Genomic DNA, 15,862 nt, shown 5'->3' with positions numbered 1-15,862 from the left:
GAGTCATGTTCGCAGCAGTGAACGCGCTGGCCGCGCTGCTTCTCGTCGTTCCGGTGGGTGCCCAGGCGGCGGTCCCGGATCCCTGTCCGGCGCCCACGGGGTGCGCCGGCCCGGTCACGGGGGCGGCACCGTTCTGGCCGAGAACGACCCCAAGATCAAAGACTTCCCACCCCACTATCTCGTACGGGTGGACCCGAGTCGCGCCGATCCGGGTGGGCTCAGTGACCTGCTCGGCAAGCTCAACCCCGGGCGCGAACGAGCGGACGCGCTCGCGGTGTCCAGCAAGGCCGGCCTCGGACTGCTGACCATCGCCGCCACCGAGGCGGTGGCCGGGTTGGCCATCGGCGTCAACTGGCTCGCCGCCCCGGACAGCATCGCCGCCGGCAGTGCCAACGAGGCGCTGATCGGTCCGGAAGGATTCGGCAACGATCCGGCCACCGCCTACAACCGCAACTCCTACACCTGGTCCTACCTGAACTCGGGCAGTGTCCAGGACATCGGCGCCGCCCCGGCCTGGACCCTGCTCGACTCGGTCGACCGCACCCGCAACACCGTCGAGATCGGCGTCGTCGACCAGGGCTTCCGTCCCGACATCAACGACGACCTGCCGGCCGGCACCACGATGACCAGCGTGGTCCCGGGCGTGCCGGCGACCCACCGGGGCACCGGATCGCCCTGGCACGGCACCGAGGTGGCCGACACCGCCGCCGGCGTGCCGGACAACGGCCGCGGGGTGGCCGGTTCGGCCGGGCCGGTCGGCCGGCTCAACCTGGTCTGGTCCAGCTACGACTTCTTCACCGCGATCAGCGGCGTCACCGCCGCGGCCGGGGCCGGTAGCAAGATCATCAACATGAGCTTCAGTGCGTCGGTGCACTGGGCGCTGGAGTGGTCGGTGCTGCCGTTCGAGGCCGCGACCGCGGTGCTGCGGGGAGCGGGCATCCTGCTGTTCGCGTCGGCCGGCAACGACGGCCGGGACGTCGACGGCGAGACCTGCTTCCTGGTCTGCTGGGAGAACCACTGGGTCACCCCCTGTGAGAACGCCGGCGTGACCTGCGTCGGTGGCCTGTTGCAGAACAGCCTGCTGCGCGATCCGCAGTCCAACTACGGGCACGAGGACGTGGACATCTTCGCGCCGTTCACCGTCATCACCGGACCGACGCCGGACCAGACCCGGCCACGCCAGGTGTGGGGGACCAGCTTCGCCAGCCCGTACGCGGCTGGGGTGGCCGCCCTGATCTGGGCGGCCGATCCGAACCAGGGCGGCAGCGCGGTGGAGACCAAGCTCCTCGGGTGGATGCGCACCAGCCCCGACGACCGGGTCAAGCGGCGGGTGATCAACGCGCTGGACCCGGTCCGGGACGCGCTTCCGCCGGCCCTCGACATCCGGACCCCGTCGGCCGGGGCGCAGCTGGGCGCGGGCACGCCGGTGCAGTTCCGGGCGAACGTCTACGACGACGGCCTCGGCAGTCCGACCGTCACCTGGAAACGCGGCAGCGTCAGCCTCGGCACCGGTAACCCACGGACCGCGTCGCTGCCGGCCGGCACCCACACGATCACCGCCACGGCCGCCTTCCCGGGCGGGGCCACCGCGTCCGACTCGATCCAGGTGACCGTGACGAACCACGCGCCGACCGTGCACATCGTCACGCCCAGCGACGACTCCGGCCCGCCGGTCTTCACCCCGGCCGAGCCGATCTCGTTCGCCGGGACCAGCCTGGACCCGGACACCGGCGGGCTCGCCGACAACCAGGTGAGCTGGCGGCTCGACGGTTCGGTGTTCGCGGCCGGGCACACCGCGCAGACGCCGCTGAACGTTCCGCCCGGCCCGCACACGGTCACCTTCCGCGGCTGCGACACGTTCGGCCTGTGCGGCACCGACACCGTGGCGATCACGATCCGGGCGGCCGGGCCGAACCTCCCGCCGACGGTGGCCATCACCAACCCGGCCAACGGGGCGGTCCTGTGGACCAACGGCTCGGACGCCGGCGGGGTGTTCCATCAGCTCACGCTGGGCAGCAGCGCGGTCGATCCGGAGGGCGGGCCGCTGAGCCTGGCCTGGACCGACAGTCAGGCCGGCGCACCGGCGGTGCCGATCGGGGCCGGCCCGAGCCCGATCGTGCAGCTGCGCGGCGGGTGCGGCGACATCCCGCACCGGATCACCCTCACCGCGACCGACGACGCCGGCAACGTCCGTCAGCAGACCGTCGAGGTGGTGGTGAAGCTCATCTGCTGATATGACCCGTTCGCGATCTCCGGGACATTTATCCCCATCATTACGCTGCCCTTAAATTCGGGCGCAGCAGGTGGAGGTCATCGATGGCACGGAGAACGATCCAGCGGCTGGCGGCGGTGGGCGGCATCGTCGGCATGGTGGTCGCCTCGGGCGCCACCGCCGCCCACGCGGCCCCGGACGGACTTACCGTCGTGGCCACCCGGCACTCCCTGCTCGGCACGCACACCTGGTACCAGCAGACCTATCGGGGAGTGCCGGTGCTCGGCGGCTACTACGCCACCCACACCGACACCCGGACCGGCACCACCTCGATCCAGGACGGCCGTTTCGCGATCAAGGGCACGCCGGCCGGCAGCGCCGCCTTCGCCCGCAACCGGGCCGAGTCGGCGGTGACCGGCCGGCTCGCCGGTTCGCTGGTGCGGTCGGCGGCGGCGGTCATCGTGCCCGGCGACACCGCCAAGCTCGGCTGGCTGGTGCTCACCGACACCCGCGGCGGCAGCGTGCAGACCGTCGTCGACGCGGCCAGCGGCGCCACGCTCTCCGAGAAGAGCGCGGTCAAGGAGGTCAACGGCTCCGGCCAGGTCTTCAGCCCCAATCCGGTGGTGACCCTGCAGAACGAGAGCCTCAAGGACACCACCAGCGCCGGCACCTTCACCGCCGCTTACAAGACGGTCACGCTGACCCAGCTGACCAGCGGCGTCACCACGCTCCGCGGCGCGTACGCCAGCAACCAGAGCAGCAGCGGGGTCACCTCGAGCACGCGCACCTACACGTACACCCGCGCGCAGGCCGGCTTCGAGCAGACCATGGGCTACTACAGCATCACGTCGGCGCAGGAGTACATCCAGAGCCTCGGCTTCACCGACGTCAACAACTCGGCGCAGAAGTACAAGACGACCGGTTACACCGACGACAACTCCTACTACGACCCCTCGACCGATCAGATCACCTTCGGTACGGGCGGGGTTGACGACGCCGAGGACGCCGAGATCATCTGGCACGAGTACGGCCACGCCATCCAGGACGCCCAGGTTCCCGGCTTCGGCTCGTCCAGCCAGTCCGGGGCGATCGGCGAGGGCTTCGGCGACTACTGGGCGTACACCATGTCGTCGGCGGTCAGCACCAACACCACCGCCGTGCCGCTGGTCTGCATCGGCGACTGGGACGCGGTCTCCTACACCAGCACGACCCCGCACTGCCTGCGCCGGATCGACGGCACCAAGGTCTACCCCGGGGACTTCGAGAACGAGGTGCACGCCGACGGCGAGATGTGGTCGCGCGCCCTCTACGACATCAGCACGGCCCTGGGCCGGACGAACGCGAACACGGTCATCCTCGAGGCCCAGTTCAACTTCACCGCCGGTACGACCTTCGCGGCCGCCGCCAACGCGACCGTCAGTGCCGCGCAGAGTTTGTACGGCAGCGCCGCCGCCGCCTCGGTGAAGGCCGCCTTCCAGGCCCGCGGCTTCATCTGACCGTCCCGGCTCCAGCGGTCGGCGGTCCGGATCCCCGGTCCGCCGACCGACGCCGTTTTCGTCAGGCGTCAAGCTCCTGTTGGCGCTGGTACTGCTCGTTCTGCCGGAGGGCTTCCTCGAGTTGGTCCTCGAGAATGATGATCCGGCAGGCGGCTTCGAGTGCGGTGCCCTGATCGACCATCTCCCGGGCCCGCGCGGCGAGCCGCAGCTGGTAGCGGGAGTAACGGCGGTGTCCGCCGGTCGACCGGAGTGGGGTGATCAGCTTCGCCTCACCGAGCCGGCGCAGGAAATCCTGCGAGGTGCCGGTGATCTCCGCGGCACGGCCCATCGTGTAGGCGGGGTAGTCGTCATCACCAAACATATCGTCGGATTGGACCATATATACCTCTCCATGAACGAGGGCCCCGGTGCGGAAGCACCGGGGCCCAGGGTTTACGGGTAAAAACACCATTTACCGACAGGTTCGTCGGGTTGTCGTATCCGCACCGACCGCCGTTGGCGGTGTGGGGTGCGAGGATCGCGTAAGCGTGACCGAGGACCACCTCTCGTTCGATGGAAACTGCGGTGTCCGCCCCAGAGAAGAAGTGCGCCCTGGTGGCGGGCGATCCAACGGTGTCCAGCCCTCCCTTTCCTCAGCTTTCGGTTTCGGTGGTGCTGTCGTGCTGTCCGCCGGTGTCGAAGCCCCACGCGACTTCATGGCCTCACACACGTGCGGCGAACCTGCCCTGACCTGGAATTACGTCAAGGTCTTGTCGTGCTCACTGCGGACCGGGCGAGCCAGGAAAAGGTCCGGGCCCTGCTTGACGCTCGGTCGTTCTTCTTCGTCTGCGTCTTTTTTCGATCTCGTCTTTCAACACCAGGAACGTTACCCGGCCTCCCCGAGAAAGTCTAGTTCTTTCGTCATAGATTTTCTTGGTGACCTATCGAGGTTAACTCGTTGCCCAGGGTCAGGATGGGAAGGCGGTCTTGGCCCAGGCGGCCAGTTCGGTCTTCGCCGCGGTCAGCACGGCGGCCGTCGGGGCCACCGAGTCGGCGATCAGGGCGTAGTGCACGACGCCGGCCGCGCCGGTGCCGGCCAGCGACAGGGTCCGGCCGTCGGCCGAGATCGTGTAGGCGACGTCGGAGGCGATGGTGTTGCGGAAACCGGCCGGGAGCTTCACCTCGGTGGGGGAGCCGTCCCCGCCCGAGCGCCAGACGAGGACGCCGTACCGGCTGCTGTTCACCGTCGTGCGCACGTTCGGCAGGCTGGCCGGGACCGGGATCCAGGCCATCGCGGTGCTTCCGTCCCGGGCCCGGTCCTCGTAGGCGAAGGCCAGCGTGCGCCCGGCCACCGCGGCCGGGTAGATCCGGTCCAGCAGGCGCGCGTCCTGCCGCAGGTAGGCCGTACCCGTATCGTCCATAGCCACCGCGGAGAAGTCCTCGTCGTTCCAGGCGTCGCCGGCGGTTTTGACCTTGTCCGGGTTGTCGTTCATCAACTCCTGGTGCCGGCCGCTGTTAGTGTCCCACTGCCACTGCAGGCCGGAGAGCGCCGCCCCGGAGCCGGCCACGCTGCCCCACCACTGCGCGCCGGTCAGCCGCGAGTCCAGCCCTTGATACATCGCCTTGTCCACGCTCGGCGCCTTGTCCGAGGTGTAACCGGTGAGCGGATGGCCGAACTCGGAGACGATCGCCGCGGTCGACAGCGCCGTCGACCGGTCCCGGATCTTGGCGAAGTCGGCGCTCTCCCGCCCGTCGGTGGCCTTGCCCCACATCAGCACGCCGGAGATGGCGGCCTGGTCGTAGAAGTGCGAGTTGAACACGTACCGCGGCCCGATCGCTCCGGCGTCGAGGAGGCCCCCGGTCTGGTTGGAGACGTTGCCGTTCCAGAACGGGTTGGGCTCGACGAAGGCCGGCCGATCGGTCCAGCCCGCGGTGTCCATCATGGCCCGGAACGACTGGTAGAACGGCCACAGCACGGTCTGTTCCCAGGTGCGGCTGTTCTGCCCGCTGTCGTACTTGCCGGCGTAGGGCTCGTTCCACGGGTCGACGCCGAGCACGTGCGCGAACCGGCTGTCGCCGAGGTTGGTGCGCAGGTAGCGGAGCACCTGCTCGGCCTGCCACATGAAGTCCGTACGGTTGCGCCAGAAATCGTAGGTGGCCTGCTGGACCGCGGCGTTCTGGGTGATGTTCTGCCCCCAGGTGACGCAGACGCCGCAGCTCTCCTGCGGGTAGTTACCGGCCTGCACCCACCACTTGGGCGCGCCGTTGCCGGTGTACCAGCTCCCGGAGTTGAACAGGTACCGCGAGAACAGGTCCTGGTGAAAGTCGAAGAGCACCGCGAACCCGGCGTCCGCGAACGCCCCGGCCTGCTCGGTCACCTTGGCGAGGTAGGTGGTGTCGATGACCCCCGGGGCGGGTTGGGCGGCCTCCCAGGAGAGCAGGAACCGCACGGCGTTGGCGTTGGTGAGGTTCCGCATGGCCAGGGCCGAGGTGCGGGCGGCCGCCGCGTCGGCGAACGGAAGCCGCCCCTTCTCGGCCAGCTTCACCTCACCGGACACGTTGAACCCGCGAAGCACGACCTCCCGGCCGTGCCCGTCAACGAAGCGGGTGCCGTCCACGGTGACCAGCGGTGTACTGGCGGCGTGGGCCGGGCTGACGGGGGTGAGAATCAGGCCGAGGATGGCGGGAAATAGAAGGAAAAGTCGCATGCGCATGGCGTCTCCCGTTGAGCGAGCGGGAAAGCGGGGGCGGACTTAAGCGAAAATTAATCATGTTCACGCCCGCGACACAACGACTTCTGTCTATCTGCCCAGCTGGCACCGCAGTTTTGGCACGCCCGAGGCGGCCCATACGGTGATTTTTAGAAACAAAACCCCGCGGTCCCGCACGAATGCGGGGCCGCGGGGCGTGGTGGCGCGGTGATCAGGTGGTGAAGCGCGCCCGCCGACGGCGGGTCAGGACGAGGGCGAGCATGCCGGCGAGCAGCAGGCCGCCGCCGATGCCCGCGATCGACCAGGCGGCGGGCCCGGTGATCGGGAGACCGCCGCCGCTGCCGCCGTCGTCACCGGCGGGCACCGACGTGGTCGGGGACGGCGACGCGCTGCCGGACGAAGACGGACTCGGGATCTCGTCCTCCCCGACCTCGATGGTCGTCACGAAGGACCGCTTGGGGTCGCGCGGCGTCGGCAGGCTGGTGGCGACGAGGTGGGCGTCCGGCCCGGATCCGTCGCCCCGCGACGACCCCATGTTGGTGCCGCGCGTCGGGCGGGTGAGGCCCTCCAGGCCGCCACTCCAGTCCGTCCAGTGCGGATCGTGCCACGTCACCGTGAAGCTGGTCTTCTCGGTGGAGCTGCCGAATCCGGCGAGCTGCAACGGCTCGATCGCGTAGGTCTTGTTCGGCAGGAGCGGCTCATTGATCTCGCACCAGATGCCCGACAACTGTATGTACCCGTAGGAGACACAGTTCTTCGAGGCGGTCCCGAGCAGCCTTCCTTTGCCGCCGTACACCTCGACGTTCACGACGGCCTTCGAGATCGTGGTCGAGCCCGTGTTGACCACGCCGACCACGACGGGCCGTGGCTCACCGTTCGCCGTCGCCGGCACGTGGATGACAGCCGGGTCGCCCTGCGCGTTGAGTTTGCCGAGCGGAACGAGTGGCAGGTTGTCGGGCGGCGCGATCAGGTTCAGCGAGACGTCGGCCCAGGCGTTTTCATACGGCGCCGGCAGCTGCTTCGCCACCAGGGACACGGTGCCAGGACCGCCGGGCTCGTACCCCTTGGCGATCGCGTCGAAGCCGCCTTGGGCGTCCGCCCAGGCCTTCGAGTACCACTGGATCCGCAGCGGCTCCAAGGTTATGTAAGCGGCGTCCGCGCTGGCGGTCACGTGGAACGAATCCACCGCGTAGGTTTCGCCGGGCGCCAGCGTCCGGTCGAACTCGCACCACGCCCGACTGGCGGCCCCGCCATTGCCGTTGTAACGGCAGTTGGCGAACTCTTTGGGCAGGCTGATGTGTTTGCCGACAAAGACTTCGAGCACCACGCCGTCGACCGGCTCGGTGCCCCGGTTGAGCACGCCGAATGTCAGCGGCGCGGTCTCGCCCTGATGGATCGGATAGGCGACGGGGTGTCCGGCGGCGTCCCGCTCGTTCAGCGCCGTCAACTTGGCGGTGTCCGCGGCGGCGTGGGCCACCGATGGCACCGCGAGCACGCCCATCGTAAGAATTGCGGCGCCGAGCGCACGCACTAACAGCCTCATTAAAGCTCCCCGATTCGTGGCTGCGGAACCATATCGAGGGATCACGAATCAGGCTGTCCCGGGTGGAGGATTGAGGATCATCCGGGCATTCAGCGGCAGCGGGTCGCGGAGTACAGGTGGCTGTCCGGGAATTGGGCGGCGGTCAGGGCCGGGCCGATCACGATCACCGCGGTGCGGCGGATGCCGGCCTCCTTCACCAGGGCGGCTATCTCGCCCAGCGAAGCCCGGAGGATCTGCTCGTCGGGGCGGCTTGCCCTGGCCACCACCGCTACCGGGCAGTCCGGGCCGTAAGCCGGGAGCAGGTCGGCCACCACCGCGTCGATGCGCTGGACCGCCAGGTGCAGGACCATCGTCGAGCGGCTGGCGGCCAGGCTGGGCAGGTCTTCGCCCTCGGGCATCGCGGTCGCGCGCTCAGCGGTGCGGGTCAGGATCACCGTTTGGGCTACGCCGGGGACGGTCAGCTCGCGGGCCAGCGCGGCCGCCGCGGCGGCGAACGCGGGGACGCCCGGGGTCACGTCGTAGGGCACGCCGGCGGTGTCCAGGCGGCGCATCTGCTCGGCTATCGCGCTGAACACCGACGGGTCGCCGGAGTGCAGGCGGGCCACGTCGTGCCCGGCCTCGTCGGCCGCCACCAGCTCGGCGATGATCTCGTCCAGGGTCAGGGCGGACGTGTCGATCTTGCGGGCGTCCGGTGGGCAGATCTCCAGGAGCTCGGCCGGGACCAGGCTGCCGGCGTACAGGCAGACCGGCGAAGCGGCGATCAACCGCTGGCCGCGCACGGTGATCAGGTCGGCGGCGCCGGGGCCGGCGCCGATGAAATGGACCGTCACGGGGTCACCGACCAGATTGTCACCGGCATCATCGTTCTCCATCCAGTGAAACCGCCGACCGGGGAACCCCGGCTCACCGACAGGCGGACCAGCTCGCCGCCCAGCTTCGCGTGGGCCGCCGCCAGCGCGGCCTCCGACTCGACCGTGACCGCGTTCGCCACCAGGCGGCCGCCGGGGCGCAGGGCCGCCAGGCAAGCCTCCAGCACGCCGTCGCGGGTCAGGCCGCCGCCGATGAAGATCGTGTCGGGGGTGGGCAGGCCGGTCAGCGCGGCCGGGGCGCGGCCCTCGACCACCCGCAGCGCGGGAACACCCAGGGTGGCGGCGTTGGTGCGGATGGTCGCGCAGCGTGCGGGGTCGGGCTCGATGGTGATCGCCCGGCAGGCCGGGTGGCTGCGCATCCATTCGATGCCGATGCTGCCGGAACCGCCGCCGACGTCCCAGAGCAGGGCGCCGGGGACCGGCGCCAGGAGAGCGAGGGTGACGGCGCGGACCTCACGCTTGGTGAGTTGACCATCTGACTCGTACGTGTCGTCGGGCAGTCCCGGCACCACCGAGACGGCCGGGCCCTCGCCGCAGTCGACGGCGATTACGTTGAGCGGGTCGACGTCCGCCGACCATGCGGCGGCGGTGCCCTCGACCCGGCGCTCATCGGGACCGCCGAGTCGCTCGAGCACGGTCAGTCGCGCGGCGCCGAAGCCGGCCGTGGTCAGCAGGGCCGCGACCTGGGCGGGGGTGCCGGCGTCGCGGGCGAGGATCAGCAGGCGGCGGCCGGGATTGACCCACCGCCGCACGGCGGCGGGGTCGGCGGTGACCAGGCTGAGCACGTCGGTGTCGGCCAACGGCCAACCCATCCGGGCGGCGGCCAGGGAGGCCGAGGAGGGGTGCGGATTGATGTGTACGCGCTCCGCGCCGAGCAGACGCACCAGCGTCGCACCGATGCCGTGGAACATCGGGTCGCCGCTGGCCAGGACGCAGATCCGGCGGCCGCGGTGCTCGTCGAGCAGGCCGGGCAGCGCCGGGAGCAGGGGCGATGGCCACGGGACCCGCTCGGCCACCACGTCGGCCGGGAGCAGGTCGAGCTGGCGGGAACTGCCGACGATGACTTCCGCGTCGGTGACCGTGCCCCGACCCGTACGCCCGAGGTCTGACCAGCCGCCGGCGCCGATGCCGACCACCGTGACCAGGTCGGGGTTGTCGGCACGCATAGCGTGACGTTATCGCGCCGCGCGGCGCTGAGATTTTCTGCCTCCGGTTGAGCGATGGTCACCTCAGAGACGTATTTCAACCAGACGGCTCCCCGAGACCGGGTCGTCACGCCGCCCGCAGGGGGTGGACGGCGCCGAAGGACGATTTGCCGGACGGGTGAGGACGATGGCGCAAAAGCCGCCGGTGTTCCAGACCTCTCGAGATCAGGGATATTCCCAGGGCGAGGAGGACGCGCAGTTCTTCGCGGATCTGCGTGCCGCGCCCGACGACGATTCGTGGGGAAACTCACCTTCGTCCCGTCATGACGATTCCTCCCGTTATGACGATGCGCCTTCGTCGCGTTACGACGACGCGCCTTCGTCCCGTTACGACGACGCGCCTTCGTCGCGTTATGACGATTCGTCGGACTCGCGTTATTCGACCGGAACGCGGTTGTCGGACCCGCGTATGCCGGCCGAACGCACGCCCGTCGACCCGTGGGCCGGTGCCGAACGCGAGGACCGGCGGCCGCCGCAGACCTGGGACAGCTACATCGCCGACAGTGATGTCGACGACCCCTATCGGCGCAGCGACATCCTGGTCGAGTCGCACACCGACCCGACCGGCTGGAAAGCCTCCGGGCCGGCCCAGCCGCCGATTCCCGACGACCGGCCCCCGGCCGAAGCCGTCAGCGGAAACCGGCTGCTCACCGTCCTGCTGTTCTTCTCCGGGCTGGCCACGAGTGTCTCGCTGTGGCTGTTCGACACCCAGGCCGGCGCGATCAACGACACCGCCACCGCGATGCTCGCGGCCGGCCGGATCACCGGCCTGATCGGCGGTTACCTGCTCTTCATCCAGCTGCTCATGATGAGCCGGGTCTCCTGGCTGGAGGAGTGGGTGGGCGCCCGCGACCTGCTGCGCTGGCACCGCTGGCTGGGCACGTCGCTGGTGATGTTCGTGCTCGCGCACATCGTCTTCATCGTCTACGGGTACGCGCTCACCGCCGACACCGGCGTGGTCGACCAGGGCTGGTCGATCATCACCACCTTCCCGGACATGCTCAAGGCCACCGCCGCCACGATCATCCTGGTCGTGATCAGCCTGCTCTCGATCCGCGGTGCCCGGGCCAAGCTGCCGTACGAGCTGTGGCACCTGATCCACCTCACTGGTTACCTGGTCCTGCTGCTCGGTTACGGCCACCAGGTCGCCACCGGGGCCGACCTGAGCGGCAAGTTCGCCTCGGTGTTCTGGCCCGGGCTCACCGCCCTGGTGATCTCGGCCCTGGTCTGGGGCCGGCTGGTCGAGCCGCTCTGGCTCAACGTGCGGCACCGCTTCGAGGTCGCCGAGGTGGTGGCCGAGGGCGCCAACACGTTCTCCATCTACATCGACGGCAAGAAGCTGGAGAAGCTGCCCGCGCAGGCCGGCCAGTTCATGCGGTGGCGGTTCCTGACCCGCAACGGCTGGTGGCAGTCGCACCCGTTCTCGCTGTCGGCCGCGCCGAACCGGGAGTGGCTGCGACTGACCGTCACCGCCGTCGGTGGGCACACCTCACGCCTCGGCATGATGCAACCGGGCACGCCGGTGTGGGCGGAGGGACCGTTCGGCACGTTCACCGCCCAACGGCGTACCCGTCGTCGGGCTCTGTTGATTGCCGGCGGCAGCGGCATCGCGCCGATCCGCGCCCTCCTCGAGGACATGCCGCCGGACACGATCGTGATCTACCGGGCCTCCCGGCCCGACGAGTTGGTGTTCCGGGGCGAGCTCGAGGAGCTGGCCGAACGCCGGGATGCCTGGGTGCGGTACATCGTGGGGTCGCGCAACGACCCCGGGCCGCGCCGGCTGTTCAGCCCCGACGGGCTGCTCGGCCTGGTGCCGGACGTGAGCCGGCGCGATGTCTACCTGTGCGGGCCGCCCGGGCTCGTCGAGGCGGCGGTGGCCACGCTGCGCGAACTCGACGTGCCGGATTCGCAGCTGCACCTGGACCCGTTCGAGTTCTAGTTCTTTCTTTTCCTGCTTTCGTCGTCGACAAGGAGATTTCGCGATGCGACGCAGTACCGCCGCCGCCGTCGGCACCCTCACCGGCGCTGCCCTGATCGTCGGGGTGCGCCTGAGTGTGCAGCCACCAGCGCCTCCGGCCGCCGCGTCGTCGTCCGTCGACCTCGTCGGTGACACCCCGACCGAGTCGTCCTCGTCCAAGGCTGCCGCCTCTTCGAAGAAGCCGGCCGCGTCGTCGTCCTCCAAGGCGGCCGCCGGTTCGTCGTCTGAGGAAAAAGCGAAGAGCGGCCTGAAGGACGGGGTTTTCAAGGGCAAGGGCGCCACCAACCCGTACGGCACGGTCCAGGTCTCCATCAAGATCGTGGACGGCAAGATCACGGCCGCCGACGCCACCTATCCCACCACCGGGAACAGCGCCACGATCAACCCCAACGCGGTCGCGAAGCTCAAGCAGGAGACCCTGCAGAAGCAGAGCGCCGAGGTGGCGGCGGTGTCCGGAGCCACCTACACCAGCGACTCGTACCAGGAGTCGCTGCAGGCGGCGTTGGACTCGGCCAAGGCGTAGGGTCACCGTTCGTGCGCCACGTCGAGCAGGTGATGGGTACGGCCGTCAGCATCGAACTGGCCGACGACCGCCCTGCCGGGGAGCTGCGCGCGTTGATCGACGACGTGTGCGGCTGGCTGCACGAGGTGGACGCCCGGTTCTCCACGTACAAGGAGGACAGCGAGGTCAGCCGCATGCGCCGCGGCGAGCTGACCGCCGAGTCCTGCTCGGATGACCTCCGCCAGGTGCTGGTGGCCTGCGCCGACCTGTGGCGGGACACCGACGGCTACTTCGACGCGTACGCCGGTGGCCCGCTGGACCCCTCCGGCTACGTCAAAGGCTGGTCGGTCGAGGTCGCCTCGGACCGTCTGCTGGCGGCAGGCTCGGCCAATCACTACATCAATGCCGGCGGCGACATCCGGATGCGCGGCTCGCACCCCGACGGCGGCCCCTGGCGGGTAGGCATCCGCCACCCGTGGGAGGCCGACAAGCTCAGCTGGGTGCTGGCCCTGACGGACGGCGCGGTAGCGACCTCCGGCACCTACGAGCGCGGCGACCACGTCTTCAACCCCCGAACCGGCCAGCCGGCCCGGGGCTTGCGCTCGGTCACCGTGGTCGGCCCCAGCCTTGCGCTGGCCGACGCGTACGCGACGGCGGCCCTGGCCATGGGCGAGCCCGGCCTGACCTGGCTGGCCAAGCTGGCCACCGACGGCTACGACTCAGCGGTCGTGACGGACGACGGCCGAGCCTTCAGCTCCGCCAACCTCCCGGCCGCTGTGTAGGTCGCGCGCCCGGCGCCGACTTTCCGGCCTCCTCTGCGTTGGCGTTCCGCCCGCCTAACCCCCAGCTGCCTGCCTACGCTGCGGGCGGGTTTGTCGCATTGCCGGCGTTAGAAGTCGGCGAACAAGTAGGGCATCTCGCGGGGGAACATCGCGGACAGCGTTGGGATCGCCTCGGGGGAGACCTCGCCCAGGCCGCGGGTGAACACCTCGACCGGGTCGAGAACGCCGTAGACGAGCGCGCTGAAGCCGGCGGCGGTCAGGGTGGCCGCCGGGGTCGCGGAGCCCTTGCCGACCTCGAGAGTGCCGTCGGTGGCCGACAGCCGCCACACGCCGCCGATGTGCTCGTCGTCGACGATCTCGAGCGTGACCTCGCCCGGCCCGGCCTGCGAACCGGACAACGCCGCCATGTCGAGAACCCGGACCATCGGGGCGTTGTCGGTCGGATTGGCCACCTTGCCCGCCACGGTCACCCCGAAGTCGAGACCCCAGAGCTCCGGCACCTCGTCGGCACTGAGCCGCACGCTGACCCGGGCCACCTGGTCGACGTGCCGAGCGAAGAACTGCAACAGCAGGGCCCGCCCGAGCGCCCCGGTGTAGAGCAGGTCAGACCCGACCAGATCCCCACCGTGCTGATCCACCCGGTAGCGCACCACGCCGACCACCTCACCCCCGGACCGGGCCACGGCCACCCAGTAGTTGTCGTCCCGGAACTCGGCCGAGCGCACCTCGTCGTAGACCGCGAACCCGTGCCGGCGCGTGACCAGGTGGCGGGTCAACTCGTCGTACGCCTCGAAGCCCTCGTTCATCGACAACCGCTCCACCTCGCCCGGCAGATCCGCCCGCAGCAGGTGACTGAGCCCCTCCGGGGCGAAGGTCGCCGTGCGGTGGCGGGGAATGCCCACGAAGCCGAACTTGGCGTAGAAACTCGGCCGGAACGGGTAGAGCGCGCTGACCGCACACCCCTCCTCGCGCATCTGGCGCAGCAGCCGCTGCATCAGCTCACGCACGAGCCCCCGCCGGCGAGCGGCCGGATGCGTGGAGACCGAGGCGACCCCCGCCATGTCATGCACGAGCCCACGAACGTTCTGCTGCATGCGCAGGGCGGCCACCCCGGCCAGCGTCTGCCCGCCCTCCTCGGCGATCAGGTTGAACGTCGTCTCGTGGAACCGCATCCGTTTCCGATAGGCCTCTTCGTCGGCCGGCGTCCACGGAGAAGGCATGAACGCGTAGGTCTGCAGCGGAAACATCGTCGTCGTACGCTCAGCCGCGCTGATCTGCCGGAAGTCCATGGACCTATCCAACACTGGGTGGCCCGGGGTGTGCGCGCCAGTTTCCAGGGCTGTGGATAACCGTGAACCCGCAGCTCGCACCAGGCGGGCGACGCGCCGGGGGACCCCGGTTTGGCAAGCGGACGGCCAGCAGGATAAGGTTTCATCCGTCGCCAGGGAGCGCAAGCGCCCCGGAGAGACAAGCGGACGTAGCGCAGCTGGTAGCGCATCACCTTGCCAAGGTGAGGGTCGCGGGTTCGAATCCCGTCGTCCGCTCGGAGCGGGCTTGCACAGGTTTAGTGCGGGGCCAACTCGGTGGAGTGGCCGAGAGGCGAGGCAACGGCCTGCAAAGCCGTGTACACGGGTTCAAATCCCGTCTCCACCTCGGCGAAAGCCAAGGGCGATTGGCGCAGCGGGAGCGCGCTTCCTTGACACGGAAGAGGTCACTGGTTCGATCCCAGTATCGCCCACCATAGTTGGCAGTGCGCGAACCGCTGGGTTTGCGTCACGGTCGGTGAGGGTCAGCCCGTTGCGGGCTGGCCTTTCGTCGTTTCGGCCGAGGGGAAGTTTGAAGATCGGCCGGATGGTGTCGTCGCTGATGATCTGGATTTCGTGGATCATGGCGTCGAACAGCGCCTTGCGGGCGTTGTGGGTCTGGTTGGTGATGACGTCTCGGATCTCTGCGCGGATGGCTGCCAGGTCGGCCTCGGTGAGGGCGTGGGGCGGTTCTTCGAGGTCGAGGTCGAGGTCGGCCTTGCGGGTGCGCAGGGTCTTCGATTGGTTCTTGAGCGCGCTGAGGCGGGCTTTGATCTCGGGGTCGTCGTCGTTGAGGGTGCCGCGTTCGAAGACGGTGAGGTAGCGGTCGACGGCGGCGGCGTTGTCTTTGAGCTCCTTCTTCACTGCGGCGAGCTGTTCGCGTTTGGCGGCTGATCCTGCGGCGTGGGTTTGCTGGAAGCGGGTGATCGCGTCGGTGATCAGGTCGTGCCCGGTGGTGTAGAAGTCGAGCAGGGCCTGGGCGATGGCGGGTTCGAGGTCGTCGGCGCTGAAGCGGTGGATGTCGCAGCCGGCTTTGGTGCCGTAGCGCGCGCGGCTCCAGCAGGTGTAGTAGCGGTAGGTCTGAGAGGGGCGGATTCAACCGATCAACCACTGACAACCTCAACAACCAAGATCAGCCGTTAAATTGACCGACCCGAGCCCACTTCCTGGCTCCTGTCCAATCCTTGGACGGCTGTTGATCGGGCGGGGTCAGTCTCGTGATGAACCTTGGGGTAGCATCCTCCGACCCTCACCGATCGTGCACAACCAGGGAGCTTCAGC

The 15,862-nt window shown here is 69.3% G+C and carries 12 protein-coding genes, 3 tRNA genes and 1 pseudogene; 9 read left to right on the top strand and 7 right to left on the bottom strand.

The annotated features are described in order from the left end of the window. Nucleotides 1-187: 187 nt before the first annotated feature. A complete protein-coding gene (locus Ate02nite_RS04745) occupies nucleotides 188-2,233 on the top strand; it encodes a S8 family peptidase (RefSeq protein ID WP_203799240.1) in 2,046 nt (681 codons plus the stop codon). An 83-nt stretch (nucleotides 2,234-2,316) separates the two neighbouring features. Further along, a complete protein-coding gene (locus Ate02nite_RS04740; protein ID WP_203799237.1) occupies nucleotides 2,317-3,708 on the top strand; it encodes a M4 family metallopeptidase in 1,392 nt (463 codons plus the stop codon). Between the two features lie 61 nt (nucleotides 3,709-3,769). On the opposite strand, the gene Ate02nite_RS04735 is transcribed toward Ate02nite_RS04740, so the two are convergent. The 5 genes from Ate02nite_RS04735 to cbiE form a co-directional block, all read right to left on the bottom strand. Then, on the bottom strand, nucleotides 3,770-4,069 hold the full coding sequence (locus tag Ate02nite_RS04735) for a helix-turn-helix domain-containing protein (protein WP_438871153.1): 300 nt from the start codon (nucleotides 4,067-4,069) through the stop codon (nucleotides 3,770-3,772). Between the two features lie 586 nt (nucleotides 4,070-4,655). Continuing rightward, complete coding sequence (locus tag Ate02nite_RS04730) at nucleotides 4,656-6,401, bottom strand: cellulase family glycosylhydrolase (protein WP_203799232.1); 1,746 nt, start codon at nucleotides 6,399-6,401, stop codon at nucleotides 4,656-4,658. 208 nt (nucleotides 6,402-6,609) lie between these two features. Continuing rightward, the gene (locus Ate02nite_RS04725; protein WP_203799229.1) at nucleotides 6,610-7,899 is read right to left on the bottom strand and encodes an LPXTG cell wall anchor domain-containing protein; all 1,290 of its coding nucleotides are present in this window, start codon (nucleotides 7,897-7,899) and stop codon (nucleotides 6,610-6,612) included. 131 nt (nucleotides 7,900-8,030) lie between these two features. Then, entirely contained in the window at nucleotides 8,031-8,771 is a 741-nt protein-coding gene (gene cobM, locus Ate02nite_RS04720) for a precorrin-4 C(11)-methyltransferase (RefSeq protein ID WP_203799226.1), read from the bottom strand. Next, entirely contained in the window at nucleotides 8,768-9,976 is a 1,209-nt protein-coding gene (gene cbiE / locus Ate02nite_RS04715; protein ID WP_203799223.1) for a precorrin-6y C5,15-methyltransferase (decarboxylating) subunit CbiE, read from the bottom strand. The genes cobM and cbiE overlap by 4 nt, the downstream gene beginning before the upstream one ends. Nucleotides 9,977-10,424: 448 nt before the next feature. On the opposite strand from cbiE, the gene Ate02nite_RS04710 reads away from it, so the two are divergent. Genes Ate02nite_RS04710 through Ate02nite_RS04700 form a run of 3 tightly spaced genes read left to right on the top strand, consistent with a single transcriptional unit; the run spans nucleotide 10,425 to nucleotide 13,277 of the window. Continuing rightward, on the top strand, nucleotides 10,425-11,954 hold the full coding sequence (locus Ate02nite_RS04710) for a ferredoxin reductase family protein (protein ID WP_203799220.1): 1,530 nt from the start codon (nucleotides 10,425-10,427) through the stop codon (nucleotides 11,952-11,954). Nucleotides 11,955-11,997: 43 nt separating this feature from the next. Next, complete coding sequence (locus Ate02nite_RS04705) at nucleotides 11,998-12,516, top strand: FMN-binding protein (protein WP_203799204.1); 519 nt, start codon at nucleotides 11,998-12,000, stop codon at nucleotides 12,514-12,516. Between the two features lie 32 nt (nucleotides 12,517-12,548). Next, complete coding sequence (locus Ate02nite_RS04700) at nucleotides 12,549-13,277, top strand: FAD:protein FMN transferase (protein ID WP_203799485.1); 729 nt, start codon at nucleotides 12,549-12,551, stop codon at nucleotides 13,275-13,277. A 107-nt stretch (nucleotides 13,278-13,384) separates the two neighbouring features. On the opposite strand, the gene Ate02nite_RS04695 is transcribed toward Ate02nite_RS04700, so the two are convergent. After that, a complete protein-coding gene (locus Ate02nite_RS04695; RefSeq protein ID WP_203799187.1) occupies nucleotides 13,385-14,566 on the bottom strand; it encodes a GNAT family N-acetyltransferase in 1,182 nt (393 codons plus the stop codon). 182 nt (nucleotides 14,567-14,748) lie between these two features. Between Ate02nite_RS04695 and Ate02nite_RS04690 the strand changes: the two genes are divergently transcribed. The 4 genes from Ate02nite_RS04690 to Ate02nite_RS04675 all read left to right on the top strand — a co-directional run bounded on the left by Ate02nite_RS04690 (nucleotide 14,749) and on the right by Ate02nite_RS04675 (nucleotide 15,475). Further along, a tRNA-Gly gene (locus tag Ate02nite_RS04690) sits at nucleotides 14,749-14,821 on the top strand. 38 nt (nucleotides 14,822-14,859) lie between these two features. Beyond that, nucleotides 14,860-14,930 (top strand) — tRNA-Cys (locus Ate02nite_RS04685). A 13-nt stretch (nucleotides 14,931-14,943) separates the two neighbouring features. Then, nucleotides 14,944-15,018, top strand: a tRNA-Val gene (locus tag Ate02nite_RS04680). Between the two features lie 139 nt (nucleotides 15,019-15,157). After that, on the top strand, nucleotides 15,158-15,475 hold the full coding sequence (locus Ate02nite_RS04675; protein WP_203799171.1) for a hypothetical protein: 318 nt from the start codon (nucleotides 15,158-15,160) through the stop codon (nucleotides 15,473-15,475). An 87-nt stretch (nucleotides 15,476-15,562) separates the two neighbouring features. On the opposite strand, the pseudogene Ate02nite_RS49800 reads toward Ate02nite_RS04675, so the two are convergent. Next, a pseudogene (locus Ate02nite_RS49800) lies at nucleotides 15,563-15,676 on the bottom strand (recombinase zinc ribbon domain-containing protein); the annotation flags it as partial. Nucleotides 15,677-15,862: the final 186 nt, after the last annotated feature.

It is taken from the genome of Paractinoplanes tereljensis, assembly GCF_016862435.1.
Classification (GTDB): Bacteria; Actinomycetota; Actinomycetes; order Mycobacteriales; family Micromonosporaceae; genus Actinoplanes; species Actinoplanes tereljensis.
The sequence above is the reverse complement of the archived record's forward strand: the minus strand, read 5'-3'. Positions and strand labels throughout refer to the sequence as shown.

Excerpts from the sequence above, each read along its gene's own strand:
- Ate02nite_RS04740 (WP_203799237.1), top strand. The coding sequence starts at position 2,317 with ATGGCACGGAGAACGATCCAGCGGCTGGCGGCGGTGGGCGGCATCGTC.
- Ate02nite_RS04735 (WP_438871153.1), bottom strand. The coding sequence starts at position 4,069 with ATGTTTGGTGATGACGACTACCCCGCCTACACGATGGGCCGTGCCGCG.
- Ate02nite_RS04730 (WP_203799232.1), bottom strand. The coding sequence starts at position 6,401 with ATGCGCATGCGACTTTTCCTTCTATTTCCCGCCATCCTCGGCCTGATT.
- Ate02nite_RS04725 (WP_203799229.1), bottom strand. The coding sequence starts at position 7,899 with ATGGGCGTGCTCGCGGTGCCATCGGTGGCCCACGCCGCCGCGGACACC.
- cbiE (WP_203799223.1), bottom strand. The coding sequence starts at position 9,976 with ATGCGTGCCGACAACCCCGACCTGGTCACGGTGGTCGGCATCGGCGCC.
- Ate02nite_RS04710 (WP_203799220.1), top strand. The coding sequence starts at position 10,425 with ATGCCGGCCGAACGCACGCCCGTCGACCCGTGGGCCGGTGCCGAACGC.
- Ate02nite_RS04705 (WP_203799204.1), top strand. The coding sequence starts at position 11,998 with ATGCGACGCAGTACCGCCGCCGCCGTCGGCACCCTCACCGGCGCTGCC.
- Ate02nite_RS04700 (WP_203799485.1), top strand. The coding sequence starts at position 12,549 with ATGGGTACGGCCGTCAGCATCGAACTGGCCGACGACCGCCCTGCCGGG.
- Ate02nite_RS04695 (WP_203799187.1), bottom strand. The coding sequence starts at position 14,566 with ATGGACTTCCGGCAGATCAGCGCGGCTGAGCGTACGACGACGATGTTT.